Below are 14,542 nucleotides of genomic sequence, written 5' to 3'. Positions count from 1 at the left end.
AATAACACCGAGTCTCGAGTGTATTCGATAGCAGTAAACATAGAGTCTCAGGTGTATCGTTGGGTTTCGTTTCACTCAACCCAACCTACAACGCAAACTACACAACTCAGATATCTGCAAGTGTAGGAGTGCTAGCAAGGCGGTAAAACTATTTATGCCAAGGAGCATACGGTTTGTATGTGACTTAGGCTAAATAGTTTTACCAACGCAGCTAAAGCGAACTACACGCAGCAGACGGTTCACCTAAGTAGTTTAGCCTAAGACAAGGCATCCAACCCGACTTATCCCTATGAGCATACGGTTTGTATGTGATTAGGGTAAGTCGGGGTGGATAACGCAGTATTAGGTTAAAATACGACGGTGATTACATTTGCTCCATAACTTCAATGCCTAGCAAATCCAATCCCGTTTCTAGTGTTTTAGAAACCAAATTACACAACACTAAACGGCTATCGCGCACGCTTGGCTCTACGCCTTCTTTAAGTACTGGGCAAGCTTCGTAAAATGTCATGTATAAGCTTGCAAGCTCGTATAAGTAACCACATAGTACGTGCGGTGTTGCTTCGCTGATCATTAAATCAAGTACTTCTTCGAGCTGTAGTAGCTTAAGTGCAAGTGCTTTTTCTTGAGGCTCAACTATTTTAACATTAACACCAATAAGAGTTAGCGCTTCGGCACTTAAATCTGACTTACGGAAAATACTGCGTACGCGTGTATAAGCATATTGTAAGTAAGGAGCTGTTGCGCCTTCAAAACTTAGCATGCTGTCCCAGTTAAAAATGTAATCACTGGTACGGTGCTTAGAAAGGTCGGCGTATTTAACTGCACCAATACCTACTTTACGGGCAATTTCGCTGCGATCGCTATCACTTAAATCAGACTCACGTTCAGCTAATTTTGCTGCTGCGCGGTTAATTGACTCTTCTAATAAATCAGCAAGTTTTACTGTGCCACCAGTACGTGTTTTAAATGGTTTATTATCGGCGCCCATCATGGTGCCAAACGGGCAAAACTCGTAGCTTGTTTCGTCTCTTAATAAACCAGCTTTACGCGCTGTTAGCTCTACTTGGTTAAAGTGTAGATTTTGACGTGCATCTACAAAAATTAAGATGCGATCAGCACCTAATTTGTTTGAACGATAGTCACATGCCGCTAAGTCTGTTGTTGCATATAAAAAACCACCGCCAGATTTTTGTACGATAAACGCTGATGGCTCGCCATCTTTATTAGCTAGCTCATCTAAAAACACCACTTGCGCGCCTTGCGACTCCACGGCAATGTTTTTATCTTTAAGTAGGCTAATAATATCGTTAAGCTCTGCATTGTATGCGCTTTCAGCCATAATATCGGCTTGAGTAAGCGTTACATTCAAACGCTTGTATACTTCTTCAGAGTGTTTAACTGAGGTGGCTATAAATAGTTTCCAAAGTTTTTCACAGTGCGCATCGCCGCCTTGTAATTTAACAACGTAGTCACGTGCTTTATCTGCAAAGCCTTCTTCGTCGTCAAAGCGTTTTTTAGCATCGCGGTAAAAAGTTTCTAAATCAGCAAGCGCAACAGTATCTAAGTCAACGCCTTGGCTAATTTGATCTTCTAAATGCGCGATTAACATACCAAATTGCGTACCCCAATCACCCATGTGATTTTGACGCACAACCGTATCGCCTCTAAATTCAAGCGCACGTACAATTGAGTCACCAATAATAGTTGAACGTAAATGACCTACGTGCATTTCTTTAGCTAGGTTTGGTGATGAATAATCAACAACAACTTTTTGTGGCTTAGCATGCTCGTTTACAGCTAGTTTTGCATCATTGTTAGCCGCTTTAACGCTTTGCGCTAAAAACTCAGGCTTTAAATGGATATTAATAAAACCTGGGCCTGCAATTTCAGTCTTTTGAGCAATATCGCTTACATCAAGGTTATCTATAATTTTTTGCGCAAGCTCACGTGGGTTGCTTTTCATTTTTTTAGCCGCGCCCATTGCTGCATTAATTTGGTAATCACCAAATTGTGGACGTGTGCTTTGCGTTACTGCTGGGTTTGTATCTTCAGGTAAGCCTGCACCAACCATAGCTGCAACGGCTTTTTCAATTAAAATAGTACGAATATTCATATTTTTTTACCTTTATAAACCCGCCAAAGCAGGTTTTCTTTTAATTCTTGTAAATGAGCTCTAGTTTTCGCGTGTATGGCTAAACGTTACTTCTGGGTAACGCTCTACCGATAAGTTAAGGTTTACACGGCTCGGCGCAATGTAAGTTAAGTTATCGCCGCCATCGAGTGCCAAATTGCTTTCGCATTTACGTTTAAATTCTTCAAACTTTTTAACGTCATCACTGCTTACCCAGCGTGCCGTATTCACGTTTACGCCTTCATAAATAGCATCAACGTTATATTCTGCTTTTAAACGCGCTACAACCACATCAAACTGAAGTACACCTACCGCGCCTACTATTAAGTCGTTATTAATAAGTGGTCTAAATACCTGTACAGCCCCTTCTTCAGAAAGCTGTACTAAGCCTTTTAATAATTGCTTTTGCTTAAGCGGATCGCGAAGACGAATACGGCGGAATAATTCAGGGGCGAAGTTAGGAATACCACTAAATTTAAGTTTTTCGCCTTGCGTGAACGTATCACCAATTTGAATAGTTCCGTGGTTATGCAAGCCAATAATGTCGCCAGCGAAAGCATCTGCGGCACGTTCACGATCGCCCGCCATAAAGGTTACCGCATCAGAAATGCTCACTTGCTTGCCAATTCGCACGTGATTCATTTTCATGCCTTGGCTGTACTTACCCGATACAATACGCATAAATGCAATACGGTCACGGTGTTTAGGGTCCATGTTGGCCTGAATTTTAAATACAAACCCGGTAAAGTTTTCTTCAGTTGCAACAATTAGTCTGTCTTCGGTTTCACGTGGTAATGGCGTTGGCGCCCACTTAGTTAAACCATCTAACACGTGATCAACACCAAAGTTACCAAGTGCGGTACCGTAATAAACTGGCGAAAGCTCACCGGCTAAAAACAGATCTAAATCAAATTCGTTTGATGCACCAATAACAAGCTCAAGCTCATCGCGTAACTGCGCAGCTAAGTCTTCACCAATGGCAATATCTAACTCTGGATTATCAAGGCCTTTAATTGTGCGAACATCTTGAATTTTATGACCTTGGCCCGTTTTATATAAAACAGCTTCATCATTATGAATGTGATAAACACCTTTGAACTCTTTACCACAACCAATTGGCCAAGTAATGGGTGCACAGGCAATATTTAGCTCTGTTTCAACTTCGTCCAGCACTTCCATTGGGTCGCGAATATCACGGTCACATTTGTTCATAAACGTAACAATAGGTGTGGTACGCAGGCGTGTAACTTCCATTAGCTTACGGGTACGGTCTTCTACACCTTTAGCCGCATCAATAACCATTAAGCACGAATCTACTGCTGTTAATGTACGGTACGTATCTTCAGAGAAATCTTCGTGTCCTGGCGTATCAAGTAAATTAACAAGTGCGTCGTTATATGGAAATTGCATTACAGACGTAGTAACTGATATACCACGCTCTTTTTCCATTTCCATCCAGTCAGATTTAGCATGCTGGTTAGAGCCGCGACCTTTTACAGTACCAGCTCTTTGAATAGCTTGTCCGAATAACAATACTTTTTCGGTAATCGTTGTTTTACCAGCATCCGGGTGAGAGATGATAGCAAAGGTCCTTCGCTTGCTGATTTCATTGATAATAGTCTGGTCTGCCATTGATAAGTTCTTTTAGTTTATATGCGGGGTTGAATGCATTTTAATAAGCGTCTGCGAGTAAACCCGTTATGTTGATCGTAATTAACTACTATTCTCGCTGATTTTCACGTTGCAAACAGCTGATAATAAAGCGTCAATAGTTGATTTTTTAATAATGGCAATTGTAACAGGAGTCGGTATAAAAGTGTGCTATCTACTTAAAAATATCTTAGCTTTAAAATAAATGTGTACAGCAAGCGATATTTAAACGACCTACAATTTAGTCGTAGATCGCTTAAATAAAAATGAGTAGTTACTTAACAACATCAATAGTAGGTACAACCGACATTCCAACACGTAGTTGACTAAGTAAAGGCTGCTTAGCATCTAAACTAATCTTTACCGGTAGGCGCTGCGCTATTTTAGTAAAGTTGCCTGTTGCATTATGCGCACCAATAGTGGAGTAACTTACACCACTTGCTGGACTTAGACTGTCAACGTGTCCTTTTAATGTCACGCCTGGCAATGCATCAACTTTAGTTATTAACTTTAAAAGATGTAAAACTATGTAAGTTTTTAAACACTGAATTGATATTATTCAGTGTGATTTGTTAAATTTAAATAACTTAAACATAAAAAAAAGAGCTAAAGATCATGCAACTAATGATTGTAATTTAGCCACCAAGACCGCTATAAGCTTGTGTAATCAGGTCGTAACGCATATTATTGGCAGATTGCATGGAGGATAAGTCGTTTGGTCATGAAAACCAGTAAGTTAAGTATAAGATTATTATGGTATATAACACCTCTTGTTATTCTGCCACTGCTATTTTTAGGTGGCTTTACGCTCACCAATGTAACTAATTCAACACAAAAACAAGCTGATTTAATAATGAGCCGTTTTGTTGAGCAGCAACAGCAAAAAATATTCAACTATATCGACTCTTTTCACTCTACTGCAAAACTACTTTCAAATTCGCCAGTACTTAGTGACTTTTTAGCAAACGATATTAGCGCCAACGGTAATTACACCCGAAAACTTGGCGCGCTTATGGATGTATTTGCCAGTTACAGCGAAGCTTATCCAGATATAATTAGCATTAATTTAGTTTCAGCAAGTGGGAAAAGTGATGCCTACTACTCTAATAACCTAACAACAGCGCCCAAAAGCTATCCATTTTTTAATCGAGTATTGCAAAGTAATTTAAGTACACAGCAATTTATGATTCAAAAGGACGATGGCACCACGAGCTTATATTTCATTCAACGAATTGACAGCGTTGATTACTACTTGAAACGTCCACAGCAGCTTGGTTTTATTGTAATACATATAGAGCCTTCAATACTCAACTCCAGTATTTTAGAAGCGCCATATAACAACACACTTAATTTAATGTTGACCAAAGACGGGAAAATTTTATTTAGCTCCGACTACAACATGCGCGGCCAATACATAAGCGAATATGAACTTAACCAAGTACACGATCTTGCCGATATAGGCATGCTTTCTACCATTGAACTCTCAAGCATAGATAAAATAGAGCGCATGATTTTTGCCGTACAAATGCCCGGTGGATATTATTACGTTTCAACCATTCCCAAAGGTGTGCTTTATCAATCTGGTAAAGCCATAAGCTTAATAACAGGCTTAATTGTTATTATTTCGATAATCACCCTGCCAATATTAATTTTTATAGTGGTACGTAATTTATTACTTAATCCAATTGAATTACTAGGTGCTGCAAGCCATCGTGTTGGTGATGGCGATTTGTCGGTGCACTTACCAGCTCATACAAATGACGAAGTGGGTGTTTTGTTTAACGACTTTAACCACATGGTTAATCAAATTAGACACTACCAGCAGCAGCTTGAAGAATATAAACATCACCTTGAAGATAAAGTAGAAAGTCGTACTAAAGCACTTGAAGCCATGAACAGCCAACTAGAGCTTGCAATTGGCCAAGCCGAGCAAGCTAATCAGCTTAAAAGTCGTTTTTTAGCTAATATGAGTCACGAAATACGAACGCCACTTACGGCTATTATGGGCTTTACAGAGCAATTACTCCACAACGACAAAGTAGCCAACGACAAACAACATCTAAGCACTATTTTGCGTAATTCAAAACACTTACTAGAGTTAATAAATAACATACTCGATTTATCTAAAATTGAAGCTGAAAAGCTAGCTGTCGATTTGTCTGCGTTAAACGTAGTGCAGCTTGTGCATGACATTGAATCGATTATTCAACCACTGGCACAAGAAAAACAATTAACCCTTAATATTGATTACCAACTGCCGCTACCTCGCACCATTTATAGTGATGTGACCCGCTTAAAACAAATACTTATAAATATTGCAAATAACGCTGTTAAATTTACCGAAAATGGCAGTGTGTCTATTTGCGTGCATTATTTACAAGCAAGTCAAAAGCTAGAATTTGTAATTAAAGATACCGGCATTGGTATGTCTGAGCATCAAATAGAGCGTGTGTTTAAACCGTTTGAGCAAGCCGATGCCACAACTACACGTCGTTTTGGTGGTACAGGCCTTGGGTTGTGTATTTCTAAAAATTTAGCACTGTTACTTGGTGGCGATGTAACGCTTGAAAGTGAAGTTGGCGTTGGTAGCCGCTTTACAATTAGGGTATCGTGTCAGTTATCTGATGATCAACCAATGCTTGAGTTTTTAACGCAAGAAAGCCAGTTAATACCAGAGAAAGACCCTCTATTATCATTTGCGACCAATAACTTTGAGGCTAATATTTTAGTCGCTGAGGATAACCCTGATAACCAACTATTAATTAAATTATTACTGCAAACTTGGGGCCTTGAACCCGATATTGCTAGTAATGGCGCACAAGCTGTAGAAATGGCACTCGTTAACGACTATCAGCTTATTATAATGGATATGCAAATGCCTGTAATGGGCGGATTAGAAGCGACTAAAATGCTTCGTCATGCAGCATACGATGGCCCCATTATTGCACTTACTGCTAATGTAATGAACCACGATATAGGTACTTACCTAGAAGCTGGTTGCAACAAAGCACTCGCTAAACCCATTGATAAAGATGCTCTGGAAAATGTACTCGTAAGCTACCTACATCTTGAAAAGGATAATCAAAATAAGTGGGACAGCTTATTAAAAAGCGAAAAGTTTCAGCAAATTACTGATAACTATTTAGCCAACTTACCTACTTATTTAGAAGAAGTTAAAACTCTGAAACATTGTAATGACTGGGAAGCATTAAGAGGTATAGCGCACAGTATTAAAGGTAGTTCTGGGTGCTTTAATTTTGATGAAATTTATCACAGCGCTGCGGCACTTGAAGAAAATTTAAAAAGTAACAATAAAGTGCCAAGAGACGAGCTGGTAAATAAATTAATAGCAGCCATTGAGCAAGCAATTAGTGGCAAAGTAACCTAAAAGAAAATTTACAAAATAGTACAAGTTCGGTGCGTTAGCGCTCTATGCTTAAAACGCTAATCACCGACTTTAATTATGAAAAGTTTAAACCTAATGCCATGCCCATTAAAATAGCGTCTTCAAAGCCATTTTTGGCCGGATTATCACTTGGATAGTAGTTTTTACGCACTGACATCTCTGTAAAGCCAGCGTTCTCGTATAGCGCAATAGCCCGCGTATTAGATTCGCGTACTTCTAAAAAGAGGTTTTCAGCATTTTGCTGTTCACCATATTCAATAAACTGGGCTAACAACTGCCTTGCAATACCCTTACCCTGGTGGCTTGGTGTTACACAAATATCCATAAGCGTAAAATCAGGCCCTGCTTTTTCACCAATATAAAAACCAATCATGCTCACTTCATCAAATGCGGCAACATTAAAATAGCGCCCGCCTATACATGAACTCATTGTATTTAAAGTCCACGGATGGCTATGACATGCTGTTTCGATGGCCATTAATTGAGGTATTGCAGTTTCATCTACTGATTTAAAGTTTATCAAGGTGTTCACTCATTAAAGCCCATAAAGCGCGCTTCTCAGAGGCGTTGAGCTGTGGGGTTGGCAATGTAAGCTGATTGTCGTTTAATTGCATCTCACTGCCCTGTACAACGCTATTTATAATAATAGGTTCTGCACTGAGTTTAATGTCTGCAAGTAGTTGCTCATTTAGCGTTAAAGAACTAGCTATCGTGCTTTGCGATAAAGTATTAGCTTGGTCATTTGCTTGAGGACAATAATGCTGATTGAGTTCAAGATTTTCTATATCAAAAATAGCTGCGTAACGTGGATGCATAACAACTCAGTAGATTAGACATTTGAACAATATAAGAAGTAATAAAAACGATGTAAAGAAGAAATGGCAGGGGCGGAGAGATTCGAACTCCCAACCATCGGTTTTGGAGACCGCTGCTCTACCAATTGGAACTACGCCCCTGCAATGACGACGAATTATAGAGAAGTTTCGCCAAAGGTAAAGAGAAAAATCACTCTTTTAGTTTAACTGCTTTTTAAATAAACAAAACGGCGAATTAGCATGCTAATTCGCCGTTTTTTAATCACTTAAAATTAGTTAATTAAAACTAAAATTAATTATTCCCATTCGATAGTTGCAGGTGGTTTACCTGAAATATCGTAAACTACACGAGAAATACCATCAATTTCGTTAATGATACGGTTTGAAACCACACCTAAAAACTCATATGGTAAATGTGACCAGCGTGCTGTCATAAAGTCGATTGTTTCTACACAACGAAGTGATACAACCCAATCGTACTTACGTGCATCGCCCATAACCCCTACCGATTTAACTGGTAAGAATACAGTAAACGCTTGGCTTACTTTATGGTAAAGCTCAGCTTTGTGTAGCTCTTCGATGAAAATCGCATCTGCGCGGCGTAGTAAATCACAGTACTCTTTTTTGATTTCGCCAAGTACACGTACACCTAAGCCTGGTCCAGGGAAAGGATGACGGTAAAGCATGTCGTACGGTAAACCTAGCTCTAGACCAATTTTACGTACTTCATCTTTGAATAATTCACGCAATGGCTCAACAAGGCCCATTTTCATGTCATCTGGTAATCCGCCCACATTGTGGTGAGATTTAATAACATGCGCTTTACCTGTGGCAGATGCCGCAGATTCAATGACGTCAGGATAAATTGTACCTTGTGCTAACCATTTCGCATTTTTAAGCTTTTTGGCTTGCTCATCAAATACATTAATAAACGTGTGACCAATGGCTTTACGTTTATCTTCTGGGTCTGATTTACCAGCTAAATCATTTAAAAACTGCTCTTCAGCTTCAACTTTAACAATGTTTAAGCCAAATTTATTACCAAACATGTCCATCACTTGCTGACCTTCGTTTAAACGAAGTAAACCATTGTCAACAAATACACATGTTAGCTTTGCGCCAATTGCACGGTGAATAAGCATAGCCACAACTGATGAATCAACACCACCAGAGAGACCTAAAATAACTTCGTCATCACCTACAGTTTCTTTAATACGCTCAATAGCATCATCAATGATTTTTGCAGGAGTCCATAATTTTTCACAGCCACAAATATCAATAGCGAAACGCTCAAGCAAACGTAACCCTTGATGAGTATGCGTTACTTCTGGGTGAAATTGTACGCCGTAAAAACGCTTTTCTTCGTTAGACATTGCAGCATGTGGACAAGTAGATGTTTTAGCTGTTGTTGTAAAATCAGCTGGAATGTCCATTACTTTATCGCCATGACTCATCCATACGTCAAGTATGCCATTGCCGCCATCAGTAATATGGTCTTCAATTGCATCAAATAATGCACAGCTGCCTACTTTTTCAACTTGTGCGTAGCCAAACTCTTTTTTATCAGAGCTGTGTACACTTCCACCAAGTTGAGCTGCCATTGTTTGCATACCGTAGCAAATACCTAGCACAGGCACGCCTGCATTAAATACATACTCAGGAGCGCGCGGGCTGTTTTCAAGTGTTGTTGATTCTGGACCACCAGAAAGAATAATACCTTGTGGGTTGAACTCGCGGATTTGCTCTTCAGTCACATCCCATGCCCACAGCTCACAGTAAACACCAATTTCACGCACACGACGGGCGATTAATTGAGTGTATTGTGAACCAAAGTCTAAAATGAGAATTCGTGAATCGTGAATATCTTTGCTCATGGAGTATCTCGTAAAGTCTGATGCTAAATGCCGTTTGTTAATGTAAACGACTAAAAAGAGGGCTTGCAAAGCAAGCCCAGTATATTAAATTAATTACGCTGCTTAACCTAAGCGGTAATTTGGTGCTTCTTTAGTGATTTGCACATCATGAACGTGCGACTCACCCATACCCGCTGAAGTAACACGTACAAATTGTGGTTTTGTATTAAGCTCTTCAATTGTTGCACAACCCGTTAAGCCCATAGCACTGCGTAAGCCACCTACTTGCTGATGAATAATCGTTGCAATAGGACCTTTGTAAGCTACGCGACCTTCAATACCTTCAGGTACTAACTTGTCAGCTTCATTTGATTTTTGGAAGTAACGATCTGATGAACCTTCTTTTTGATCCATCGCGCCCAATGAGCCCATACCACGGTAAGATTTGTAATAACGGCCTTGGTACAATTCAACTTCACCTGGTGCTTCTTCTGTACCAGCAAGAAGAGAACCCACCATTACACACGATGCACCAGCAACAAGTGCTTTAACAATATCACCAGAAAAACGAATGCCACCATCAGCAATAACAGGAATGTCGCGACCTTTTAAGCCTTCAACAGCATCTGAAATAGCGGTAATTTGTGGAACGCCACAACCGGTAACAATACGTGTAGTACAGATAGAACCAGGGCCGATACCTACTTTAACTGCATCGGCACCGGCATCAGCTAGTGCAATCGCACCTTCAGCCGTTGCAATGTTACCTGCAATAATTTGTAAGTCTGGGTACTCTTTGCGAGTTTTAGTAACACGGTCAATAACGCCTTGAGAGTGACCATGCGATGTATCGATAAGTAAAACATCAATACCCGCTTCTACTAATGCAGCAATGCGCTCATCAGTACCTGCGCCAACACTTACAGCAGCACCTACACGTAAACGACCTTGGTCATCTTTACATGCGTCAGGTTTGTCTTGGGCTTTTTGGTAATCTTTTACTGTGATCATGCCTTTGAGTTTAAATTCATCATCAACAACTAAGATTTTTTCAATGCGGTGTTCGTGCATTAAGCCTAAAATCTCTTCGCGTGCTGCGCCCTCTTTAACGGTAACAAGCTTTTCTTTTTTAGTCATAACGGTAGAAACAGGCTGTTCAAGCTTAGTTTCAAAACGCATATCACGACTAGTAACAATGCCTACAAGCACATTATTGCTGTCGGTAACCGGAAAGCCTGAAAAACCTTTTTCGTGCGAAAGCTCAATTGCATCTGCAATTGTTAAATCGGCAGTAACCGTTACAGGGTATGAAACAATACCTGCTTCGTAGGTTTTAACTTTACGTACGTTTTTCGCTTGTTCTTCAATAGTCATGTTTTTATGAATAAAACCAAGACCACCTTCTTGCGCAAGGGCAATAGCTAAACGAGCTTCTGTAACAGTATCCATAGATGCTGAAATAAGCGGCAAGTTAAGTTTGATACCACGCGTTAAGCGAGTTGAAATATTTGCCGTGTGTGGCAAAACAGTAGAATGACCAGGTACTAAAAGTACGTCATCAAAGGTAAGAGCTTCTTTAGCGATTCTAAGCATTTTGGCAACTTCTCACATGTGGATCTAAGATAAGGAATTGCGGCCAAATTTTAACAGCGTTGTTGGCATGAGTAAATAATATTTCGCAAATATTTATGATAAAGTAGTGCAATAAATAGTTTTAGGTTGTTTTTTATGTTTTCGAAGCCTTCGCAGACGGTTTACACCGTGTCGCGCCTTAATAGAGAAATTCGCACAATCCTTGAGCAAGGTTTTGCATCTTTAGTGCTCACGGGCGAAATTTCTAACTTTATTACCCCTGCATCTGGACATTGGTACTTTTCGTTAAAAGACGATAAAGCACAAATTAAAGCCGCTATGTGGCGTGGGAATAATCGCAACCAAAGCTATCGCCCTGCAAATGGCGCGCAAGTTACAGTAAAAGCGCGTGTATCACTTTATGAACCTCGCGGTGACTACCAACTTATTGTTGAGCATATGGAGCCGGCCGGCGAAGGTCAGCTAAAACAAGAATTCGATGCGCTTAAAATGCGTTTGGCCGCCGAAGGATTATTTAGCTCTGCGTATAAAAAACCACTTCCGCAAAACATTAACCGTATTGGTGTTATTACCTCAGCAACCGGCGCTGCTATAAAAGATATTTTAACGGTACTTAAACGCCGTGCGCCGCAGCTAGAGGTAATCATTTACCCTGCTATGGTACAAGGCAAAGAAGCGCACCTACATTTAATTAATCAAATTGAATTAGCTAATGCTCGTGATGAAGTTGACGTACTTATTTTAGGACGAGGCGGTGGATCACTTGAAGATTTATGGTGCTTTAATCACGAACAGCTCGCACGGGCTATTTTTGAAAGTGAATTACCTATAGTAAGTGCAGTAGGCCATGAAATAGATACAACCATTAGCGATTACGTTGCTGATGTTCGTGCAGCAACTCCATCAGCCGCAGCTGAGCTTGTAAGCCCAAATACGCAAGAGTTACACAACAAAGTAACACAATTAGTTAATCGTTTATCTAACGCGTTTAAGCACGGTATTGCCGATAAACGCGCATTAGCAACGCAGTTACAACACCGCCTTAATTTGTGTCATCCGCGTAATCAGCTTAGTCAAAAATCACAACGTTTGGATGAGCTAAGCATTGCGCTGCAACAAGCTATGCGTAATCGTTTATATCAACAAGAACGCACACTCAATAACTTAACGCCGCGTTTGATGCGCCAATCACCTGATAAAAAACTCGCTTCAGCAAGCCATCAACTCTCGCAATTACAAGCAAGGCTAAACCAAGCTATACAGCATCAGTTACAACAAGCGAATAATAGCTTAGCACTGCAAGCAAGCAGGTTAGACTCGGTAAGTCCGCTTAATGTTTTAGCGCGCGGTTATAGCATCACTAAAACACAGCAAGGAAAAGTAGTTAAATCTGTGGGGCAAATTAAAACAGGCGATGTTTTAGTTACAGAGCTCGTTGATGGCTCTATAGAATCACAAATTATTTAAAGCTCTGTACTTAGCAACATTTTAAGTTCGCTATCGCTCGATGTGGAGGTAGTGCTTTTAAATTGTTGCCAAAACTCTTGTTCCATCAACTTATCGTTTAACTCTCGCCATTGAGCATTACCAAATGTGTCGTTATCAGTAGGAGCGGCAAGTTCAAATTCACATACTGTTTTTTTACATTTTGCACTAACAACGTCAGGAATAATTGATAAATCAGCTGTTAATAAAAAATCTTGTAATGCCATTTCAGTACGGTAAGCCCATTCTTCATCGCGCGTTTGATTTTCAAATTTATCACGTAAAATCTGCTCAAAATCTGAAGGGCCCCTCATCTGCTTTAAAATACTTTTAACTGTCGCTTTTTGCTCAGCAAGCTGTTGTTTAAGCTGAATTACTTGCTCTTCTAAAGGTAGTTCATCAAGCATTTGGGTTTCTGAATTGGTTGTAGGCGAGACTTCAGCGGGCTCTATACTAGCGACTTGCTCAGGTACTGCAGAGTCTGCATTACTCAATACCTCATTACTTTGTTGTTCAGTATGAAGCTTTTGCTGTTTTTCATAACTTGGCTGCGACTTAACAGATTCTGGATGACTTGAAGCTGCATTAAAGTAGCCCCAAGTTAAACCTACACCCGCAATAAACCCAATCCCTAGAGCCAATAAACTATTCTTGTTCATGTTAATTCCTTTTAAGTTTTATTATTTTTAATTACTTATAGCATTGCACTCGTGTGCGATTCGTTTTCAGGCTCAGGATTTGCTAAAAAGTTTTGGTTCATACTTTGCGCCGGACACTCACAATCCGGTCGACCAATAATTTTAGCGGGTACGCCAACAGCGGTTGTGTGTGGTGGAACATTGCTAAGTACAACTGAGCCCGCACCAATTCGTGCGCCCTCACCTACTTCAATATTACCAAGTACTTTAGCGCCGGCGCCAATTAATACGCCCGCTCTAATTTTGGGATGACGATCGCCCTGCTCATTGCCTGTACCGCCAAGCGTTACAGATTGCAAAATTGATACGTTATCTTCAATTACCGCTGTTTCACCAATAACAATACCGGTTGCGTGGTCAAACATAATGCCTTTACCCACTTTACATGCAGGGTGAATATCGACCCCAAACACTTCAGAGTTACGGCTTTGAATAAAGCGCGCTAGCTCTTTGCGGTTTTGTTGCCACAAGCAATTAGCCAAACGGTGCGCCTGAATAGCATGAAAACCTTTTAGATTTAATATAACCGTAAGATATGTTTCTGATGCAGGATCGCGGTCTTTTACCGCTTTAATATCCTCAGCAACAAAAGATAGCATGCGGTCACATTTTACAAATGCTTGGTCAAACAGCTCTCGGATAGTGAATGCAGATACCACCGCATCAGCCAACTTATTAGCAACAATAAAGCTCAATGCCGAACCTAAACAATCATGATTTAAAACACATGAATAAACATGACTTGCTAATAATGGTTCACGTTTTACTACATCGTTAGCTTCGTCGCGAAGCTGTTGCCAAATTGCATGACGCATAATACTGCACTGCCTTAAGTTGATATAAAATAGCCTTTTCCCAAGTCTAACGGATTTAACCACTAAGGTGTTAATCCCTTAGTTATTTGTTCT

11 protein-coding genes and 1 tRNA gene are annotated in these 14,542 nt (G+C 40.1%); 2 read left to right on the top strand and 10 right to left on the bottom strand.

Annotated features, from left to right (window positions below; genetic code table 11):
• Positions 1-364: 364 nt before the first annotated feature.
• From argS to I6E69_RS10350, 3 genes are all read right to left on the bottom strand, one after another.
• Positions 365-2,116 (bottom strand): arginine--tRNA ligase, encoded by a 1,752-nt coding sequence (gene argS / locus I6E69_RS10360; RefSeq protein ID WP_197121209.1) that lies wholly within the window; start codon positions 2,114-2,116, stop codon positions 365-367.
• A gap of 60 nt (positions 2,117-2,176) precedes the next feature.
• The gene (gene prfC / locus I6E69_RS10355) at positions 2,177-3,766 is read right to left on the bottom strand and encodes a peptide chain release factor 3 (RefSeq protein ID WP_002958776.1); all 1,590 of its coding nucleotides are present in this window, start codon (positions 3,764-3,766) and stop codon (positions 2,177-2,179) included.
• Between the two features lie 292 nt (positions 3,767-4,058).
• The gene (locus I6E69_RS10350; protein ID WP_002958778.1) at positions 4,059-4,271 is read right to left on the bottom strand and encodes a hypothetical protein; all 213 of its coding nucleotides are present in this window, start codon (positions 4,269-4,271) and stop codon (positions 4,059-4,061) included.
• Between the two features lie 234 nt (positions 4,272-4,505).
• Between I6E69_RS10350 and I6E69_RS10345 the strand changes: the two genes are divergently transcribed.
• Complete coding sequence (locus I6E69_RS10345) at positions 4,506-7,172, top strand: ATP-binding protein (RefSeq protein WP_039484936.1); 2,667 nt, start codon at positions 4,506-4,508, stop codon at positions 7,170-7,172.
• Positions 7,173-7,245: 73 nt separating this feature from the next.
• Here the strand turns inward: I6E69_RS10345 and rimI are convergent, their stop codons facing one another.
• From rimI to guaB, 5 genes are all read right to left on the bottom strand, one after another.
• The gene (rimI, locus tag I6E69_RS10340) at positions 7,246-7,713 is read right to left on the bottom strand and encodes a ribosomal protein S18-alanine N-acetyltransferase (RefSeq protein WP_002958780.1); all 468 of its coding nucleotides are present in this window, start codon (positions 7,711-7,713) and stop codon (positions 7,246-7,248) included.
• Positions 7,700-8,005 carry a hypothetical protein gene (locus I6E69_RS10335; RefSeq protein ID WP_039484938.1) on the bottom strand — a complete coding sequence of 102 codons (306 nt, stop codon included), beginning with the start codon at positions 8,003-8,005 and terminating at the stop codon, positions 7,700-7,702. Before I6E69_RS10335 ends, rimI begins: the two co-directional genes overlap by 14 nt.
• 64 nt (positions 8,006-8,069) lie before the next feature.
• Positions 8,070-8,146, bottom strand: a tRNA-Trp gene (locus tag I6E69_RS10330).
• Between the two features lie 155 nt (positions 8,147-8,301).
• Entirely contained in the window at positions 8,302-9,879 is a 1,578-nt protein-coding gene (gene guaA / locus I6E69_RS10325; protein ID WP_002958782.1) for a glutamine-hydrolyzing GMP synthase, read from the bottom strand.
• A 102-nt stretch (positions 9,880-9,981) separates the two neighbouring features.
• Positions 9,982-11,451: an IMP dehydrogenase gene (gene guaB / locus I6E69_RS10320; protein WP_002958783.1), complete on the bottom strand. Its 1,470-nt coding sequence runs from the start codon at positions 11,449-11,451 to the stop codon at positions 9,982-9,984.
• A gap of 135 nt (positions 11,452-11,586) precedes the next feature.
• Between guaB and xseA the strand changes: the two genes are divergently transcribed.
• Positions 11,587-12,918, top strand: a complete 1,332-nt coding sequence (xseA, locus tag I6E69_RS10315; RefSeq protein WP_182747686.1) for an exodeoxyribonuclease VII large subunit — start codon at positions 11,587-11,589, stop codon at positions 12,916-12,918.
• On the opposite strand, the gene I6E69_RS10310 is transcribed toward xseA, so the two are convergent.
• On the bottom strand, positions 12,915-13,595 hold the full coding sequence (locus I6E69_RS10310) for a hypothetical protein (RefSeq protein ID WP_197121208.1): 681 nt from the start codon (positions 13,593-13,595) through the stop codon (positions 12,915-12,917). The two genes, xseA and I6E69_RS10310, sit on opposite strands and share 4 nt — an antisense overlap.
• Positions 13,596-13,630: 35 nt before the next feature.
• Complete coding sequence (gene cysE / locus I6E69_RS10305) at positions 13,631-14,449, bottom strand: serine O-acetyltransferase (protein WP_002958786.1); 819 nt, start codon at positions 14,447-14,449, stop codon at positions 13,631-13,633.
• Between the last annotated feature and the right edge of the window lie 93 nt (positions 14,450-14,542).

This window comes from Pseudoalteromonas sp. NZS100 (genome assembly GCF_015864815.1).
Taxonomy (GTDB): domain Bacteria; phylum Pseudomonadota; class Gammaproteobacteria; order Enterobacterales; family Alteromonadaceae; genus Pseudoalteromonas; species Pseudoalteromonas distincta.
This window is presented reverse-complemented; position numbering and strand designations above follow the sequence as displayed.

Bases quoted from the DNA above. Each gene is read 5' to 3' on its own strand.
- argS (WP_197121209.1), bottom strand. From the start codon at position 2,116: ATGAATATTCGTACTATTTTAATTGAAAAAGCCGTTGCAGCTATGGTT.
- prfC (WP_002958776.1), bottom strand. From the start codon at position 3,766: ATGGCAGACCAGACTATTATCAATGAAATCAGCAAGCGAAGGACCTTT.
- I6E69_RS10345 (WP_039484936.1), top strand. From the start codon at position 4,506: ATGAAAACCAGTAAGTTAAGTATAAGATTATTATGGTATATAACACCT.
- I6E69_RS10335 (WP_039484938.1), bottom strand. From the start codon at position 8,005: ATGCATCCACGTTACGCAGCTATTTTTGATATAGAAAATCTTGAACTC.
- guaA (WP_002958782.1), bottom strand. From the start codon at position 9,879: ATGAGCAAAGATATTCACGATTCACGAATTCTCATTTTAGACTTTGGT.
- guaB (WP_002958783.1), bottom strand. From the start codon at position 11,451: ATGCTTAGAATCGCTAAAGAAGCTCTTACCTTTGATGACGTACTTTTA.
- xseA (WP_182747686.1), top strand. From the start codon at position 11,587: ATGTTTTCGAAGCCTTCGCAGACGGTTTACACCGTGTCGCGCCTTAAT.
- I6E69_RS10310 (WP_197121208.1), bottom strand. From the start codon at position 13,595: ATGAACAAGAATAGTTTATTGGCTCTAGGGATTGGGTTTATTGCGGGT.
- cysE (WP_002958786.1), bottom strand. From the start codon at position 14,449: ATGCGTCATGCAATTTGGCAACAGCTTCGCGACGAAGCTAACGATGTA.